Below are 16,320 nucleotides of genomic sequence, written 5' to 3' on the forward strand. Positions count from 1 at the left end.
AGTCGCTATAACGTCACCAATGAAATACATCTCACCGAAACAACTAAGAGAAAATTGATGGCGGATGAATCCCACGGCGACGGTCACGATCAAGAATTGGGATCCTCCCATCCCAATGCCACCGATCGTCAAGCAGGAATACCGGGCAAGGTCCCGGTGGTTCCAAAGCAGTACTTGATGGCGTTCATTCTGACGACGTGCTGTTTCGCTCTTTGGGGATTCGCGAACGATATCACCAATCCGTTGGTGAAGGTGTTCAAAGAAGTATTCCAAATCAGCAACACACAGAGCTCGCTGGTTCAATTCGCGTTCTACGGCGGCTACTTTACGATGGCCCTGCCCGCGGCCTACTTCATCCGCAAGTTTTCGTACAAGGGTGCGATCATGGTCGGATTTGCTCTCTATGCACTTGGAGCTTTGCTCAGTATCCCGGCCAGCATGAACACCAATTTTTGGATCTTCATTGCCGGATTCTACGTATTGACGTTCGGCTTGGCGTTCTTAGAAACGAGCTGCAACCCATACATCTTGGCGATGGGTCCACCCGAAACTGCGACCCAACGATTGAATTTGGCACAAGCGTTCAATCCGATCGGTTCGCTTACGGGCATGTTCGTCGCCGCGACATTTGTTGCGCCGAACCTGGACGTTTCCGAGTTTCGATCCAGCATGGAATCGGGTTCGCCCGCAGCAGTGCAGTATGTCGACGCGGAATATCCAAACGGCCTGCCAAATTTTGCCGAGGAATATGGAACGCTTGATGCTGCGGTCAGTACAGGGTTGTTGAACATGAAGGCCAAGGATGCGCCTGCCTTCACCGCAATGCAGCAACATGACCTTGGCGTTGTTCGTACACCCTATGTCGTGATCGCGGCTGTCGTGCTCGGTTTCTTGGCGCTATTCGCGCTCACTAAGATGCCGACCTTTGCCGCAGAGGTTCCTGACGCGCCGATCGGTGAACTCGCTAGCAGATTGCTCGGAAAGGCTCACTATCGCGAAGGGGTGATCGCGCAGGCCTTCTATGTCGGAGCCCAAATCACATGCTGGACGTTCATCATTCACTACGGAATGGAACAAGTCGGATTGTCATTGGGCGAGGCCCAATCGTGGAACATTTATGCCATGATCATCTTCTTGGTCAGCCGGTTCGTGTGCACATTCATGCTGAAATACGTCAGCCCAGGAAAGCTTCTCGCAGCACTGGCCATTGTTGCAATCGCGTTTACATTCGGGGCCATCACGTTGCCAGGTAAAACTGGCTTGATTTGCCTGATCCTCATTTCCGCGTGTATGTCGTTGATGTTCCCAACAATCTATGGGATCGCATTGAAGGGCTTGCCCGCCGAAGAAGCCAAGTTGGGGTCGGCCGGATTGATCATGGCGATCGTCGGAGGTGCCCTGCTGCCACTTTTGCAAGGGAAGTTCATCGATGAACTGGGCGTTCGCAACTCGTTCTATCTGCCGTTGATCTGCTTCGTTGTGATAGCGATCTTCGGCTTCCGAACGTTCATGCGACACGATCAAGAAGTATCGGCTGCTTGATAGCGGGCATCGCCCGACACGCGAGCCTTGATGCCACGGCGTCGGCAAGTCCTTGCCGCGCCGTCGCTCCCCGCTGGGAACCGTGGGTCAGGCCAGCCAACCTTTACGGTACAAGAACGCCAACAGCCCGCCGGCCATTGTTGCCATCAATGCGAGCGCGAACGGATACCCGAACGCCCAGTGCAGCTCAGGCATGTTCAGCATCGACGCATCGCTGTCAAAGTTCATCCCATAGATCCCGGCAACGAAACTCATGGGGATGAAAATGGTTGCGATGATCGTCAACACCTTCATCACGTCGTTGTTCTTTTCGCCCAGCATCGCGAAATACAGCTCGCGAAGCTCACCGCATGTTTCTCGATCCGTGTCGGCTGCTTCCATCAGTTGTTGAATGTGGTCTTGGCAGTCACGAAAATAGAGAGCCGTGTCCGGGCCGACGATTTCTGCCTCGTCACGAAGAATTTCGTTTAAGGCAACTCTGTGTTGATTGACGACCTTTCGTATCAACAGCAGGTCGCTTCGGATGTTGTGCAAGTGCAGCGGCAAACTTCGGTCGCCACCATTCTCCAACAGTGTTCCGGCTTCATCCAATTTTTCGCTGTATTGATCCAAGAGCGGAAAATAGCCATCGACGATCGCATCAATGATCGCATAGGCAAGGTAGTCAGATCGCCGCCGACGAATCCGACCCAACTTGTTCGCGATCCGGTAACGCACCGGTTCCAAACAATCGCCAGGCCGTTCTTGGATCGTGATCACGACGCCATCGATCAGAAACAGGCTCACCTGTTCAGTATTGAATCCATCTGCACCGCTCGGCATCCGTGCAACGAAGAAAAATGTATCGCCGAAGAATTCCAGCTTGGCGTGCTGGTGGACGTTGACGACATCCTCCATCGCCAACGGGTGAATTCCGAACAGACGGGAAAGTTCCCCCAGCTTCTCGATGTCACCGACGCCGTCGATGTTGATCCAAGTCACACCCTTACGACGAGGCGCAGCCGTTTCATCTGTGGTCGTCTCGCTTGCCGCATAGCCCGCCAAATCACCGACGGAATCCACGATTCGATCATCGAGCGTCTTCGAGTCGAAATGGATGACGCGAATTTGACCATTCACGCTACCTTCATGATGCACAAGTTGTCCCGGTACCGCGCCGAAGGCTTTCTTGTGGGTCTTGCGTCGTTTGGTGAGTCGAAGGAGTGTTTTATTCACGGGCACAGAAATCATTGGAGGTCACGGGATTCGAAACGGTGGCGCCACAAGTCTATCACCTATGCCGCGTCTCGATTCAGATCGCCTGGGACATGACGCTCGGAACCTTCCCCAGCAATCTCGCCATTCAACTCCGTCGCTTCGCCAGATAGCCCCAGAACTGCCTGTGTCGTGCGCACATGCAAGTCTCGCTGAGGGTAGGGAATCTCGATTCCTTCGGCTCGGAACGCCTTGTTTACATCTGTGTGAAGTTCGTGAATCACCTTCAATCGGTCATCCAGTGTCGGCAAATAACATCGAAGCACCATGTTCAACGCGCTGTCACCAAACCCCTGTAACGTCGCAACCGCTGGTGGGTCCTTCAAAACCAACGGGTGATCGTTGGCAACATTCATCAAGATCTCTCGAGCGCGATCCGTATCCGACCCGTAACCTATCCCGACTTCAACAACAACGCGGTTGACCTTATCGGAAAGCGTCCAATTCAATAGACGACCCGTGATGAACTCTTTGTTCGGAACGACGTACTCCTTGCGGTCCCAATTGGTGATCGAAGTGGCTCGGATGCGAATTCGCGAAACAACGCCCGTTACATCGTCCACCGTGACGATGTCTCCGACGCGGATCGGTCGCTCCAGCAAGATGATCAATCCCGCCACGAAGTTCGCGAACATCTCTTGCAATCCGAACGCAAGTCCGAACGTCAGCGCCGTGGCCAACCATTGAATTTGTGACCACTGTAGCCCGATCGTCGAACACGCAACGATCGTGCCCACCAATACGATCGCATAACTGACCAGCGTCGTGATTGCGTAGCGCACCGAAGCATCCACGGGTAACTGTTGAAGTAGCGAGATCTCCAAGAGACCAGGCCCGTTTCGCGACAGCACAAACGTGACAAAGACAACGAGAATCGCAAGCGCCAGATCCGAGAGCGTGACGTATTCAACCGGTTTTTCATCGACGAACATTCGAGCCGCTTCGGAACCGCCCTCGGCGTCTGCTGAAGCAGCGTCAGCGGGCAGGATCGCAGCCGTTGGTGATACCGCGGCGACCGATGCCGCATTCAATTGCGAACTGCGCGGCCAAAGTGCGTACTGATCCAACATGCTGAGCGCCGGTAACACCTGGACCCAAATCAACCACAAACCGATCAGCGATCCGGCCAGCAACCCGGTATTGATCAATCTTTGCGATTGCTGGCTGTGAGCGGAAATGTCAGCCTGGGGATCGTCGGTCACGATTCCTGCGACCGATGGTGTTTTTGTGTCACCGTTGATCACGGAGGCCGCTGCTCGGTTCCGCGATTGTTCCATGCTCAGATGTCGACGCCTGAGCAGAACCATTCGCATCAGCAATGCGCGAACGCACAACAACGCCACCACAAACAAGCAAGTGATCATCAACCGCCAACATAGAACTTGTGCGGTGTAGTGGTATCCGAACAAGGTCAAACATGCCAACGACATTGGAATGCTCGCCGCAACAGTAGCCCACACGAACTTCAATCGCTCTGTCCAACCGCCCACATGGTCGGCAAAATAGTCACGCAGCAAGCCGTGGCCCGCCAACAACCGAAAAACCAAGACCGCAACCAGGACCAAGCCGACCAAGAACATCAAACGTTCGAGGCTGTCGCGGCCGTTCGGCGAACCGCTAGTCCCCAGCGTTGCGATCACAAAGGTTAGCGGTAGAGCAATGACCAGGAATCGCTGCAGAGTTTGCCGCAACGTATGAGTTGCATGCGACGACCAACGAAAATGTGCGTTGCCCAGGCCCATGGGGCGACACGCTTGGCGAAGAATTTCGGCCGCAAACCACAACGCTCCGACGCAAACCAATCCATAGCCGATCGAGTTGGCGAATGTCGTTTCGGGTGCAGTCCTGAGTCGCCAACCAATCAACAAGCAAAGCGATGGCCATCCCATTGCTGCCGCAACGGTCAGCAACATGGCCCGCCATGTCGGCGTGATGGAACGGCAATTCGCCTTCGATGCGACTTCACCGACCTCGGTAAGTTTTTGCCGGATCGATCTGCGTCGCATCAGCAATCCCGTGATCGGAATCATGGCAAGAGCGTACAAAAAGTAGTTTGAACGCGCGTCATCGACCAAGGTCGCGCCGGCCTCGGACCACTTCACTGGGCTGATCATCCAGCGGTCCGAATCATCGATGCTAAAGTCTTTGGACAAAGCACGGCCGCTTTGAATCCACAGCACTCGCTGGTCGATGTAGTTTTCGTATTCGTTGACTAATTTCAACACCTGTTGGTCCGTGGTGTCGAGTTCGATCAGGGCGTCAAAGAACTGGCTGCTGCTGCGGATCAGCGCATCCAGATACTCTTCCTTGCGTTTGACGAGATCCTGCGCTGCCGCTTCAAGTACATCGCTGTCGACCTGTGCATCGAGATAGGATTCCGCCAAGATTGTTTTCAAAAACTGATCGGCATCGTCGAGTTCTTGACGCTGGTCTTCGTATTCGAAGATCAAGTACTGGGTGTCGTTGATCAGCGTCTGCCTTGATGCAACGTCTTCACGACGCGCACTGACATCGGGCAACATCGAGCGTTGCTTGCGAAGCATCGCGCCGACGGAACTGGTCAGCCCGACCGTTTCCACTTTTTTGCGAGCCTTACCGAATTGGCGGGCAAGAGTCTCTTTCAATTCGATTGCCGAACTGACATCGCGTTCGGCCTTCACCAAGCTCTCGCCGATCTCCTTAGCGTTCTCAGCAAGTTGCTGGTTCAACTCGGCGTACTCTTTCAACGACGGCGCGGCGGCAATCGCTTCCATCCTCGCTTTTCGAACCGATTCGAGCGCATGTTTTTCGCGTGTGAGGTTGATTTGGTTTTGCAGCAGAGCCAAACATTTCTCGTTGTACGAAATGGCTGCCGTCGATAAGTCGATTTTCAATCGAATCAAATCAGCCGCTTCCTCGGCGTCGTACTTCGCCAGTTCGGCCTCCATCGCCGGCACTTCTTTTGCCAACGTCATGTGACGCGACAACAGCTTGGCCGCGAACGAAGCCGTTGAAATCGAGGGGGACGCATTCTTTAGCAATTGAAGTTGCGACTGGGATTCGGCCATCCGTTCTTGGACGACGGGAATGCGAGCTCGGATTTCTTTTCTGCGCTGCACGCGTGACTGCGCTTCCGATTCGGCCGCCTGTCGTGCTTTTTTGTGTGACGAAAGATGCAACTCCCACTGTGGCAACAACTGCTCAAGCTCTGGAAGGCCCAGCGATGTGTCTATCTCTGCCTTTTTGTCTTTCAGTTCCGCGCGCTGTTGCTTCAGCTGCTCGACACGCGCGGTCACGGTGGCTGTTTCGGCGATGAACGCTTGCTCGCTGGCTTCTTTTTGAGCAGCAGATTGCAGATTGCGTATCGCCGCGCCGTACGTGTCGATCGCTTGAACCGTTTCAACACTGCCGTCACCGGACTGAGTCAATTCGGCGATCGTTCGTTCTAGTTGTTCAATGGAAAGCGATGGGTCGTGGAGGCTTTCCGTCGCCTCCACCGGACTCTGCGCAAAGACCGGCTGTTGCATCCCAATCCAAATTGAGACGCTCAGTGCGCCGACGACCCAGGGCATTGGCGAGCGGCGAAGTGACTGGATTCCTAGCCGAACACGTGTAAACAACGAATTCAATTTGACACCGAACAGCGAGAAACGAGATAACGCGGCAGAGCTCGTCTCTCGGCGAGGCTCCCGGTGCCCGACGGTACGAAAATGCGTCCTTGGGAGTCAACGCCGAACCGTGACACATTCGACGCATTGCTGCGTAAAACCCCGCTAAAAACGGGGGGTCACAAAGTTTCACGGCGTCGCGTCCGGTGCCATCCCGCCCGAGATCCCGCTGGAATTTAATTCAGCGGTTGCGAATGGCGGCTTCCGGCTGATCTTGGTCGTCGAAGATGGGGTCGATGTAGTTTGCCTTCGTTTCCTTGGTCCAACTCGGGTGGTCCTTTGAAAACCGCTTTTCCGATTCCGGAATGTCTTCGCCGCGACTGAACGCATGTTGGGTGACCAGGACTCCTATCACTTCCGTCGATCGGTCCAGCCAAGTGTACGTGCCTGAGGAACCGGTGTGCGCAATCGCGGCGGGCAGTCCATCGCTGTGGTCGTCGGGTGACAGCATGAATCCCAACCCGTACGTTGCACCTTCGCGAGTACGTCGGTACATCGATTCGATGTTGGCCGCTGGAATCAACTGCCGATCACCGACACGGCCTCGGTTTTGATGCAGTTGCATGAAGCGATGCAGGTCACCGATGGTGGACACGATCGCACCGCCAACTGAAACGTAGTCGCCGTAGTCGACGGTTCGTTTCTCAAGCCGCTTGCGCAATCGACCATCGCTCCGCCACTTCCAGTAAAAGTCCGGCATCGCTGCTTGGGTTTCCGCGTCCGGATAGTATGTTGTGTCGTGCATTCCAATCGGCATTAGCAATTCGTCGCGCAGCACATCGGCGAGCGGTTGTTTTAACGCGGCCTGGATGACCGCACCGGCGACGTCATAACCGATTCCGCTGTAAGCGAATCGTGTCCCAGGCATACGGACCATTGGGATCTTCGACTCAATTTCAACGACTTCCGCCAGCGATTTCCCCTTGCCGGTCCATTTCAACCACGGGCGACCATTTTTACCAATGTCCGCAGTGAATCCGGCGGTGTGTTCCAAGCACTGACGCAGCGTCGGCGCACGCCCGATGGGCCTGGCATCGGCAAATTTGAGTCTCGACATCTCCGGCAGCCAACGGTCGACCGGCGCGTCAAGGTCTAGCTTTCCATCGGCGTCCAGTTTGACGACAAGTGTGGCGATGATCGGCTTGCTGATCGAAGCAACCCGAAACGGCATCGCGATTTCAAACGGTCGTTCGTCACGCACGTTCGCGAATCCGAATGCCTCAGAAAGAATCGTTTCGCCACCATGATCCAGAAGAATCGAGCCACCTGGGATATCGCTTTGCTGAACGCTGTGCTGCAAATGCTTCAACAACGAAACCCTCGCACTCGTATCCAGCCCGTGGCGCGACCATTGCGATGTATGCGAATCATCTGCCAAGGAAGACGAAGCAAGCACAAGCAGTCCTAGCAAGATTGTGGCGGTGCGAAAAAACATGGGTGACGAATGCTTGAATGAAAAGCTGTGATGGGCGACTGTCGAAAAGCCGAGAGCGGGCGAGGCCGGTTGCGATTGAGTATCTCCATTTTCGACCTTGCCAGTACACTAGTTCGACGGCGATGAAGTTGCGTAACTTGCCGCCATTTTTTCGACAGCTTCAGCGACCGCGTCGCGAAACAGGGGCGGCGAGAGTACTTCGGCATCCGCACCCAACGACAAGACTTTCGGGAGCACCTCACGAGGATGGGACGCAGGAACCGTCAGCTCGGCCGAGCCATCCTCATGCACTTCGAGTTTTTGTTCAGGGTGCCACGGATCTTCGCGAACGTAGGCCGCGGCCCGTTGGCCCAACCGAATCTTGACGGTCGTTGGCGCTTCCCCCGAAAAGATGCCGATGCTCTTTCCAAGGTGTTTTGACAGTTCAATGTTTGGGTCGGGTTTGAAGTACTCGTCCAAAGCGGTGGCGTGGCGAAACCGATCGAGTTTCCAATTGCGAAGCCGTTCGCTTGGTTCGGCCACTTCCGGCGCGGCGGCGACGACGTAGATACTGCTTTGATAGACCGCCAATCCGTAGGGTTCGATCCGACGTGTCGAGACGGGTTTGCCGACTGCTTCGTATTCCACCTCGACGACACGATGTTCGACGATCGCGCGGTTGATCGTCTTCAGCATTCCTTCGTGGTTCTCGTAAGTTTTGCTGGGGCCGCCAAAGACGTGCAGCGTTTTACGGTAGCGCGAATAGTGGTCGAAGACACCGTCGGGAACCACTTCTTGGACCTTGTTCCAAAACGTCTCGATCCCACGCCAGTACTGGGTTCCCGCCAACGGGTAAAGCAAGTCACGGCCAATCGACAAGGCAATCATCTCTGAGGCCGACAGGCCGATTTCGTGGACCCCCGTATTATTTTGGCCCAACTTGTAAACCTTGCCCCGCTCGACTGTATCCGATTGAATATCGAATCCCGCCGACTGCAACGCTTCGACATCTCGCCGGACCGTCCGCTCGTGCAAATTGGTCAATCCGAGATCCAGAACCAAGTCGCCCCGCAATTCTTCAAGAGTTCGTCCAAACCGCGAAAACTCGAGCAATTGCAACAGTTTGTGTTGACGAATGAGCTGTTCGTTACGGGCCATTAGTCGTTTCCGTCCGTGTTTTAGGGGGTCTCGCGTCGGCGTATTGTCCCCCACCGAGCACGGCTTGTGAAGAACCGGCGTTCCCAGTGACCGACGCCGCCAATGAAATTAGTCACCAAATCTGCTAAGCTTATTCTGGGTCTTCATTCCCAAATGAGGCGTTTCAGCGTTCATGCATGACCAGCACCATGATTTTCCGCTGTGACGACCCACGACGATTTTTAGATTCTGCACCATTGATTCGCACCCTCCATTCGTAGACCTACTTCCTGTGAAACGTTTGCAAATATCCTCATGGCGCGAACGACCGCTCGCTCTCGCGTTGGTCATTCCTTTCGCCATGTTCGGCTTGGCGCCGTGCTACGCCGACATTGTCCTGCTGCTCGGCTCCGCCGGTTCGGGGTCGTTTGACACAGGAGTGGCTGGCCCAAACAAAACCATTCCGTTTTACATCCGTCAAGACGTTGGTTCATCAGACGCGATCGCTGGGGCGGTCGTCGACTTCGAACTCAGCGGCGGAGTCATTCAATCGGGAAAAGTGGGTAGCGAGGACTCCGTCTCCAGTCCTCCACTGTTCGGCGAAACCAATTTGAAGCTGTCCCAGTTTGTTGAGAACGCGCAGAGCGTGGAAAACCCCAACCCATCGTTTGTTGTAAACCAAGAATTTGACGACCCTCAGTCTGTGCCGACTTCGCCGACGTTGTGGTTCGAGTTAACCATCGACACGACGGGATTGGCTGGAGGCGACTACATGATCACGCTCCTCGATCCCGGCAACTCGTTCGTGTCGTCGCTTAACCAACCGGTAACCGCATCGGGGAATTTGACGTTCACTGTTACAGCCGTTCCCGAACTCAGCTCATTCGCATTGGTCGGATTCGCATCCGTCAGCGTGATCGCCATCGGCAGGCGGAATTCGCGACGAAGAAAGACGAGCATCGCCAAAGCTTAGCTTCACGGCAGCGGGACACGTCGTTGGTTTCACTGCTTCAGCATTTCCTACGCGTTGACGACGTAGGTTTTCGCGTACTTATCGTGAAGCGTTTGATGGTCGCCGATGAAAAGGTAGACCACATCGGCGAGCGCAACAAAAATGCCGATCAACGGAAGCCCGGTGAAGATTCCGAACACAAATGTTCGTTGCAAAATTCCTTGCGTGAACCCAACCGGCGCGCCCGTTGCTTCATTGACGATGACAGTGCCAACCAGCTTCTTCCCCAATGTCTGGCCGGACATCGAGACCAAAACGGCATTGATGATCGGCGGGATGATCGCACCGACCATGAACGCCCAAAAGCCGGGATCGGAAAACTCGCCCGCTTGTTCTTCGTCGACACCCGAAACGGCATAGACGGCCAACATCAAACCAAATCCGAGTGCCATTCCGACCATGCTGAAGACGCCGTCAAGCAGCGAGCCGCTGATCCGCTTGCCTACACTAGCGATCGAAAAGTTTGGATTGGCACCCAATAAAACCGCGGCGGACCGATCGGTTGTCGATCCATACTGGTTCAGCAGCTTGCCGCCCGCTGCAGACATGCCACCCGTGGGCGCAGAGCGGCCCGGTTGAGGCACCGCGCGGACGGGTTGCAAATCACCGTCCGTCAATTCGTCGAACATGGCAGGATCAAAATCGTTGCTCGATGCGGCCGCTCGCGAAGGAGCTGCGGCAGGCCGCGATGGCGCCGCCGTCGGAGCACCGGTTGGTCGAGCTGCACCAGCCGGCTTCGCGGCGCCAGGTGCACGCAATTGCTTCCCACAACTGCACTTGACGACCTTGCCGGCTGCCGTATCGGGCACGTTCAAAACGGTGGCGCAACTGGGACACTTGATTTTCATGAACACAAATCGAATCGAGTACAAAATCGGCCTTCATGGGATGGCTCGCGATCGAGCGCATGATAGTTGATTCTCGACACGAGAGGGTCTGAAGTCGGCTTTAGGTGCCATTTACCGCCCACATATCGCACAACGGCGCAGACGTGAACGGTTGCTCATAGTATTTTGGATTGATCGGGTCGCTTAAAGATTTCTCGCAATAGAGACGACATTTGCGTCTCTTGCCGACGAGAGTTTCTCCATTTTATTTAGCCGATCGCTCCCGCCCCACAAGCCGTCTGTTGCCCAAAATGTCGATCCTCCGATTTTTGTCTCATCGAAGTTCCACTCGCCGAGCGTCGAAGCGGCGCGTCCACCAAACGGGACTGCAGCGCCGCCGATCGATCTTGGAGACTCTCGAAGATCGTCGCGTCTTGGCTTCGTTTGCGGTGATCACGTCGGCCGACACGGGCAACGGTTCATTGCGGGAAGCCATCGCGTCGGCAAACGCTTCGCTGGGGCCCGACGTGATCACGTTCGCGCCTTCGGTAACCGGAACGATCACGTTGGGCGCCATCAATGGTCCGTTGTCGATCACCGATTCCGTTTCGATCGCTGGGCCGGGATCGGGGGCGCTAACCATTCGTGCAAACACGAACGCGACGAACGAGTTTCGTATCTTTGACGTCCAACCGGGTTCCGGCGATGTCTCGATCGCGGGTCTGACGCTATCGGGTGGACGCGTGACAGGACAGGCCGGCGGCGCGATCCGTTATCAAAGCGTCGGTACGCTGACGGTCCAGGACAGTGTCCTGAGCGGAAACGTTGCAAACAATGGTGGCGCGATCTATGGCGAATACGACGGCACGATCGCCGTCATCAACAGCACTTTCGAAAACAACGAAGCAAAGTACGGCGGCGGTGGTGCCATTCATGCGATCGAAACGGACATCACCGTCCAAGACAGTACGTTCAACAACAATCGTTCGTACGGAAGTGGCGGGGCGATCTCAAGCTTCTCGTTGGGGTCCATTTCGATCACCAACAGCCAACTGACCAACAACCAAGTGACCGAAGCGGGCTTCAACGGCGGCGCTATCGATAGCGGTGATGGCGCCGTTACGATTGCGAACAGTGTGATCAGCGGCAACACAGTCGCAGGTGGCGACGGCGGCGGACTGTACAGCATCAATGGCGCTGTCACGATCACGTCGTCGACCTTCGATGGGAACATCGCAAACTACAACGGCGGTGCGATCTTGAACGATGTCGGCCCGCTTACGATCACGGACTCGATGATCACCAACAACCGAGCACAGTATGGCGACGGCGGCGGCATCTCGAATTTTGTCGGCAACCTGACGCTGACGCGTTCGACCGTCAGTGCCAACAACAGCGTTACCGACGGTGGTGGCGTCTCCAACGTCAGCGGTATCGTTGTCGTTCGCGACAGCACCATCGACAACAACACATCGGGTGGCGACGGCGGAGGACTGGCAACGATCACCGGTGCGGTCGCTTTGATCAACTCGACCGTATCAACCAACACCGCCAATGTGCGCGGCGGCGGAATCCAAACTGACAATGCACCAGTTCGATTGGTGAACTCGACCCTGGTGGAAAATACTTCGAACATTTCGGGCGGCGGCATTGGGACGCTCAACGACGGTATTTTCGTGGGCGACAATTCAGCGTCGATCTTGATTCACAACACGATCGTTGCCGCCAACACATCGCCGATCGGCCCCGACTTTGTATCGCCGTCAACACCAGTAACGAATCTGGAAGTCCGCAACAGTTTGATCGGCAACAACAAGGACACTTCGTTGTCCGCATCCAACGGCACTTCGAACGGAAACTATGTGGGGACACCCACGGCGTTGATCAACCCATCACTGGGGCCTCTTTCATCCAACGGCGGAACCACGCGAACTCACAACCCCGGCCCCAGCAGCCTTGCCGTTGACCATGGTTCCAATGCCTTGGCACTCGATTTGGGGCCCGATGCGAGACCGGGGGGCGGCGATGACACGTCGTTGGTCGGCGATCAACGCGGCGGCCTGTTCGCTCGAATTGCCAACGCGGGCGGCGGTGGATCCACGGTCGACATCGGTGCCATCGAACGGCAAGCCAGACCGATCCTAACGGTCGATTCCTCGGCTGATGAATCCGACGGAAACCTTGCCCCCGGCGACCGAACGCTACGCGAGTTGATCGAACTGGCAAACGCCAGCGACGGTTTCGACACGATCATCATTCCGGCCAGCATTGGGTCGACGATCACGCTGGATCCCGCGCTCGGCCCACTGCTCATCTCTGATACCGTTTCTATTATTGGCCCCGGCGCCGATCTCGTCGCCTTGGTCGCTGCGGACGGCGAGAGTCAGCGTTTGGTGCAAATCACCAGCACGGCCGGCAACGTCACCGTTTCCGGTTTGCGGATGTCGGGCGGGAATGCTGGGCTTGGCGGCGGTGGAGCGATTCAGTCGCTGTCGCCGGGCGACTTGGTCGTAACCAACGTCGAATTGTCCGACAACGCCGCGGCAATTGGTGGGGCAATCCAAGCGTCGGCGGGAACCGTTTCGATCGCGTCGTCGTTGCTGGCGAACAACACGTCGACGGCGGGCGGTGGTGCTGTCGCCACATCCGGCACGGCGACCTTGATCGCCGTTGTCAACTCGACGTTTTCCGCCAATGCGGCGGGCACCGATGGCGGCGCGATTTTCGCCGGCGCCGGCGCTGTATCGATAGCATCGTCAACGATCACCGCGAACTCGGCAACGGCCATTGGCGGCGCGATTGCGATGGGCACGAGTTCGACAACGCTTCGAATCACCAACTCGATCGTTGCGTCGAACACCGCCGCCACGTCGCCCGAATTTTCCGACCCAACGACTCCCGCCACGAACCGAACGGTCGAGTTTTCGTTGATCGGTTCCAGTGCCGGTACGACCTTGGTCGCAACCACCGGCAGCAACGATCCGGATGCCAGTGGGAACTTTATCGGCGGAACCGCGGGAAGCGAACTCGATCCGCTGCTTCAACCGCTCGCGCTCGCTGGCGGTCGCTTGCGATCGCATGTTCCGATGACTGGCAGCCTGGCGATCGACAATGGCAGCACGATTCGATTGCCGGTCGACACCTACGACGTCAATGGAAATGGCAGCCGAACGGAAACGCTTCCCACCGACGTGCGGACCGCGCCTCGCGCGGTCGACGCCGTTGATATCGGATCCGTTGAACTGGCTCCGCTTCCCTCGGTCACTTGGAGCGCGATCGCAGATATCTCGTTCGGCACTCCCTTGGATACGACACAGTTGAACGCGGTATCGACCGCCGCCGGATCTTTTGTTTACTCGCCCGTGGCCGGAACGGTTCTGGATGCCGGCGACGGCCAAACATTGACGGCGACGTTCACTCCCAATAACCCCTTGGCGTTTCGTTCCGTCGTGGCAACCAATTCGATCAACGTCAATACGGCGGACCCCATGATCAACTGGAATGACCCGTCGACGATTGTCTTTGGTACCGCGCTGACCGAAACTCAATTGAACGCGATGTCAAACGTCACGGGGACGTTTGTCTACACGCCCGTGATCGATACGGTGCTGGATGCCGGTGACGACCAAGTGCTGAGTGTCCAGTTCACACCCGACGATCCAAACTACAACGCGGTCACATCGACCGTCATGATTGATGTTCAGAAAGCGACCGCAACAATCACTTGGAATGATCCCGACGATATTCTTGCCGGCACGCCTTTGTCCGCGGCGCAACTGAATGCGACAGCGGACCTTGCTGGCACGTTCGTATACACGCCGCCGCTAGGAACCATTCTTGCCACCGGACTCGACCAAACCTTGACGGCCGAGTTCACGCCCGATGATGCGACCAACTATGGCGTCACGACGGCGACGGTGATGATCAATGTCATCCAAGCCAACAGCGACGATTACGGCGACGCACCGTCCGACTATCCCGTCACCTTGTCCGATGACGGAGCCCGGCATGCCGTGGGCAGTTTGCGACTGGGAAGCACCATCACCCAGGACACCGACGGCCAGCCTTCGGCCAACGCCGATGCGGATTCCGATGATGGCGTCGTTTTGATTGCCGACCCAGTAGCGTCCGCGAGCGCCGCAACGACGGCTAGTTTCTCTGTCACGGCATCCGCAGCGGGCAAATTGGACGCCTGGTTGGACTTCGGCGCGGACGGATCCTGGGACGCCGCGGACCAGATCGCCGACAGCATCGATTTAGTTGCCGGCACAAACGTTCTGTCGTTCACCATCCCTGCCGGTAAACAGGCGGACGTGACGTTCGCTCGATTCCGACTCAGCTCGGCCGGCGGCTTGTCGCCCACCGGATTCGCAAACAATGGCGAAGTCGAAGACTACCTTGTCGAGATCTTCGAGGGCGATGCAACCGCGGACATCATTGTCACGCCACCCTCGGGATCCACAATCGTCGAGTCCGTCGGCGGCGAAGTGATCGTACGAGCGGGCGACATCGTATTGTTCCGTGCGTCGGCGTCAGAGTTGGCGTCGTTGCAGGTCAGCGGTGGAAACGACGACGACTCGATCGAACTGAACACGATCGGTTTGGCATCGGGCTCTACCCTCGTCGTCGAGGGCGGTCAGGGCACCAACACGCTCGTTGTGCAGACCGCGACACTTGATCTGACAGATACCGCTTCGATTGCCGCCGAAGACTTCGCGGTCATTGACTTATCTTCGCCCAATGCACAAACGGTAACGATCAACACGGCAACGGTTTCAGCGCTCTCACCGAGCGACCGTTCGATCTTGGTCCGAGGCGACGGTTCGCTCGACCGATTCGTCTTTGCCGACGCCGCCGAGTGGCGACTGGGTGCACCGGAGTTGATCGATGGTGAATTCATGCTCGTCGCAGTCCAACAGAGCAGCGGCGAGATCGTCCGTTCGACCATGTCCACAGGATGGCACAACTTCATCGAGCCTTCCGACGTCAACAACAGCGGCGGTGTCACTGCCAGCGACGCGCTGGTGATCATTAACGAACTCGGCCGGCGTTCATTCTCGACGGCCCCGAGTGGCGACCTGGATGACCCGGCCTCGCTGGACGTCTTCCCAGGGACCTACTACGACCAAAATGCCGACGGACGAGCCACCGCGCTAGACGCACTGCGAGTGATCAACCAATTGGCCCGCATCCGAAACGGAGGTCCCGGCCTTGAACAAATTGTAGGTGAACAGATCGCCGGCATCGCAATCGAGAGACGGACGACAACCGTCCCCGACGCGGTGAGTGCAGCCGAAGTTCCCGCCACCGAAGTGCCGCAGCGTACCGCAACGCAATCGTTCACGAGCCCTACGGTTGTGGCGAAAACGCAGCCAATCACCATCGCCGAAGCCGCGACGGAATCGAGTGATTGGGAAACCCAGGTCGACCAAACGTTGGCCCAATGGTCGCCCGACTGGCTGCAGTAGAGCGTTGAAAGAATAGCTC

General features: G+C 56.6%; 8 protein-coding genes. 3 read left to right on the plus strand and 5 right to left on the minus strand.

Features of this window, described 5'->3' with window-relative positions; genetic code table 11:
- Nucleotides 1–57: 57 nt before the first annotated feature.
- Nucleotides 58–1,542, plus strand: coding sequence for a sugar MFS transporter (locus Poly51_RS22235; protein WP_146460244.1), 1,485 nt, complete (start codon nt 58–60; stop codon nt 1,540–1,542).
- An 87-nt stretch (nt 1,543–1,629) separates the two neighbouring features.
- Here the strand turns inward: Poly51_RS22235 and corA are convergent, their stop codons facing one another.
- The 4 genes from corA to Poly51_RS22255 form a co-directional block, all read right to left on the minus strand.
- Complete coding sequence (gene corA, locus Poly51_RS22240) at nt 1,630–2,757, minus strand: magnesium/cobalt transporter CorA (RefSeq protein WP_246114687.1); 1,128 nt, start codon at nt 2,755–2,757, stop codon at nt 1,630–1,632.
- 59 nt (nt 2,758–2,816) lie between these two features.
- Complete coding sequence (locus Poly51_RS22245) at nt 2,817–6,404, minus strand: mechanosensitive ion channel domain-containing protein (protein WP_246114688.1); 3,588 nt, start codon at nt 6,402–6,404, stop codon at nt 2,817–2,819.
- 220 nt (nt 6,405–6,624) lie between these two features.
- Nucleotides 6,625–7,878, minus strand: coding sequence for a serine hydrolase domain-containing protein (locus tag Poly51_RS22250; protein ID WP_146460249.1), 1,254 nt, complete (start codon nt 7,876–7,878; stop codon nt 6,625–6,627).
- 108 nt (nt 7,879–7,986) lie between these two features.
- Nucleotides 7,987–9,015 (minus strand): helix-turn-helix transcriptional regulator, encoded by a 1,029-nt coding sequence (locus Poly51_RS22255; protein ID WP_146460251.1) that lies wholly within the window; start codon nt 9,013–9,015, stop codon nt 7,987–7,989.
- Nucleotides 9,016–9,286: 271 nt separating this feature from the next.
- Here Poly51_RS22255 and Poly51_RS22260 point away from each other — a divergent pair, with 271 nt between their 5' ends.
- Nucleotides 9,287–9,967, plus strand: coding sequence for a hypothetical protein (locus Poly51_RS22260; RefSeq protein ID WP_146460253.1), 681 nt, complete (start codon nt 9,287–9,289; stop codon nt 9,965–9,967).
- Nucleotides 9,968–10,014: 47 nt separating this feature from the next.
- On the opposite strand, the gene Poly51_RS22265 is transcribed toward Poly51_RS22260, so the two are convergent.
- Complete coding sequence (locus Poly51_RS22265; RefSeq protein ID WP_146460255.1) at nt 10,015–10,854, minus strand: RDD family protein; 840 nt, start codon at nt 10,852–10,854, stop codon at nt 10,015–10,017.
- 290 nt (nt 10,855–11,144) lie between these two features.
- On the opposite strand from Poly51_RS22265, the gene Poly51_RS22270 reads away from it, so the two are divergent.
- Nucleotides 11,145–16,301: a choice-of-anchor Q domain-containing protein gene (locus Poly51_RS22270; protein WP_146460257.1), complete on the plus strand. Its 5,157-nt coding sequence runs from the start codon at nt 11,145–11,147 to the stop codon at nt 16,299–16,301.
- Nucleotides 16,302–16,320: the final 19 nt, after the last annotated feature.

Source organism: Rubripirellula tenax (assembly GCF_007860125.1).
Lineage (GTDB): Bacteria > Planctomycetota > Planctomycetia > Pirellulales > Pirellulaceae > Rubripirellula > Rubripirellula tenax.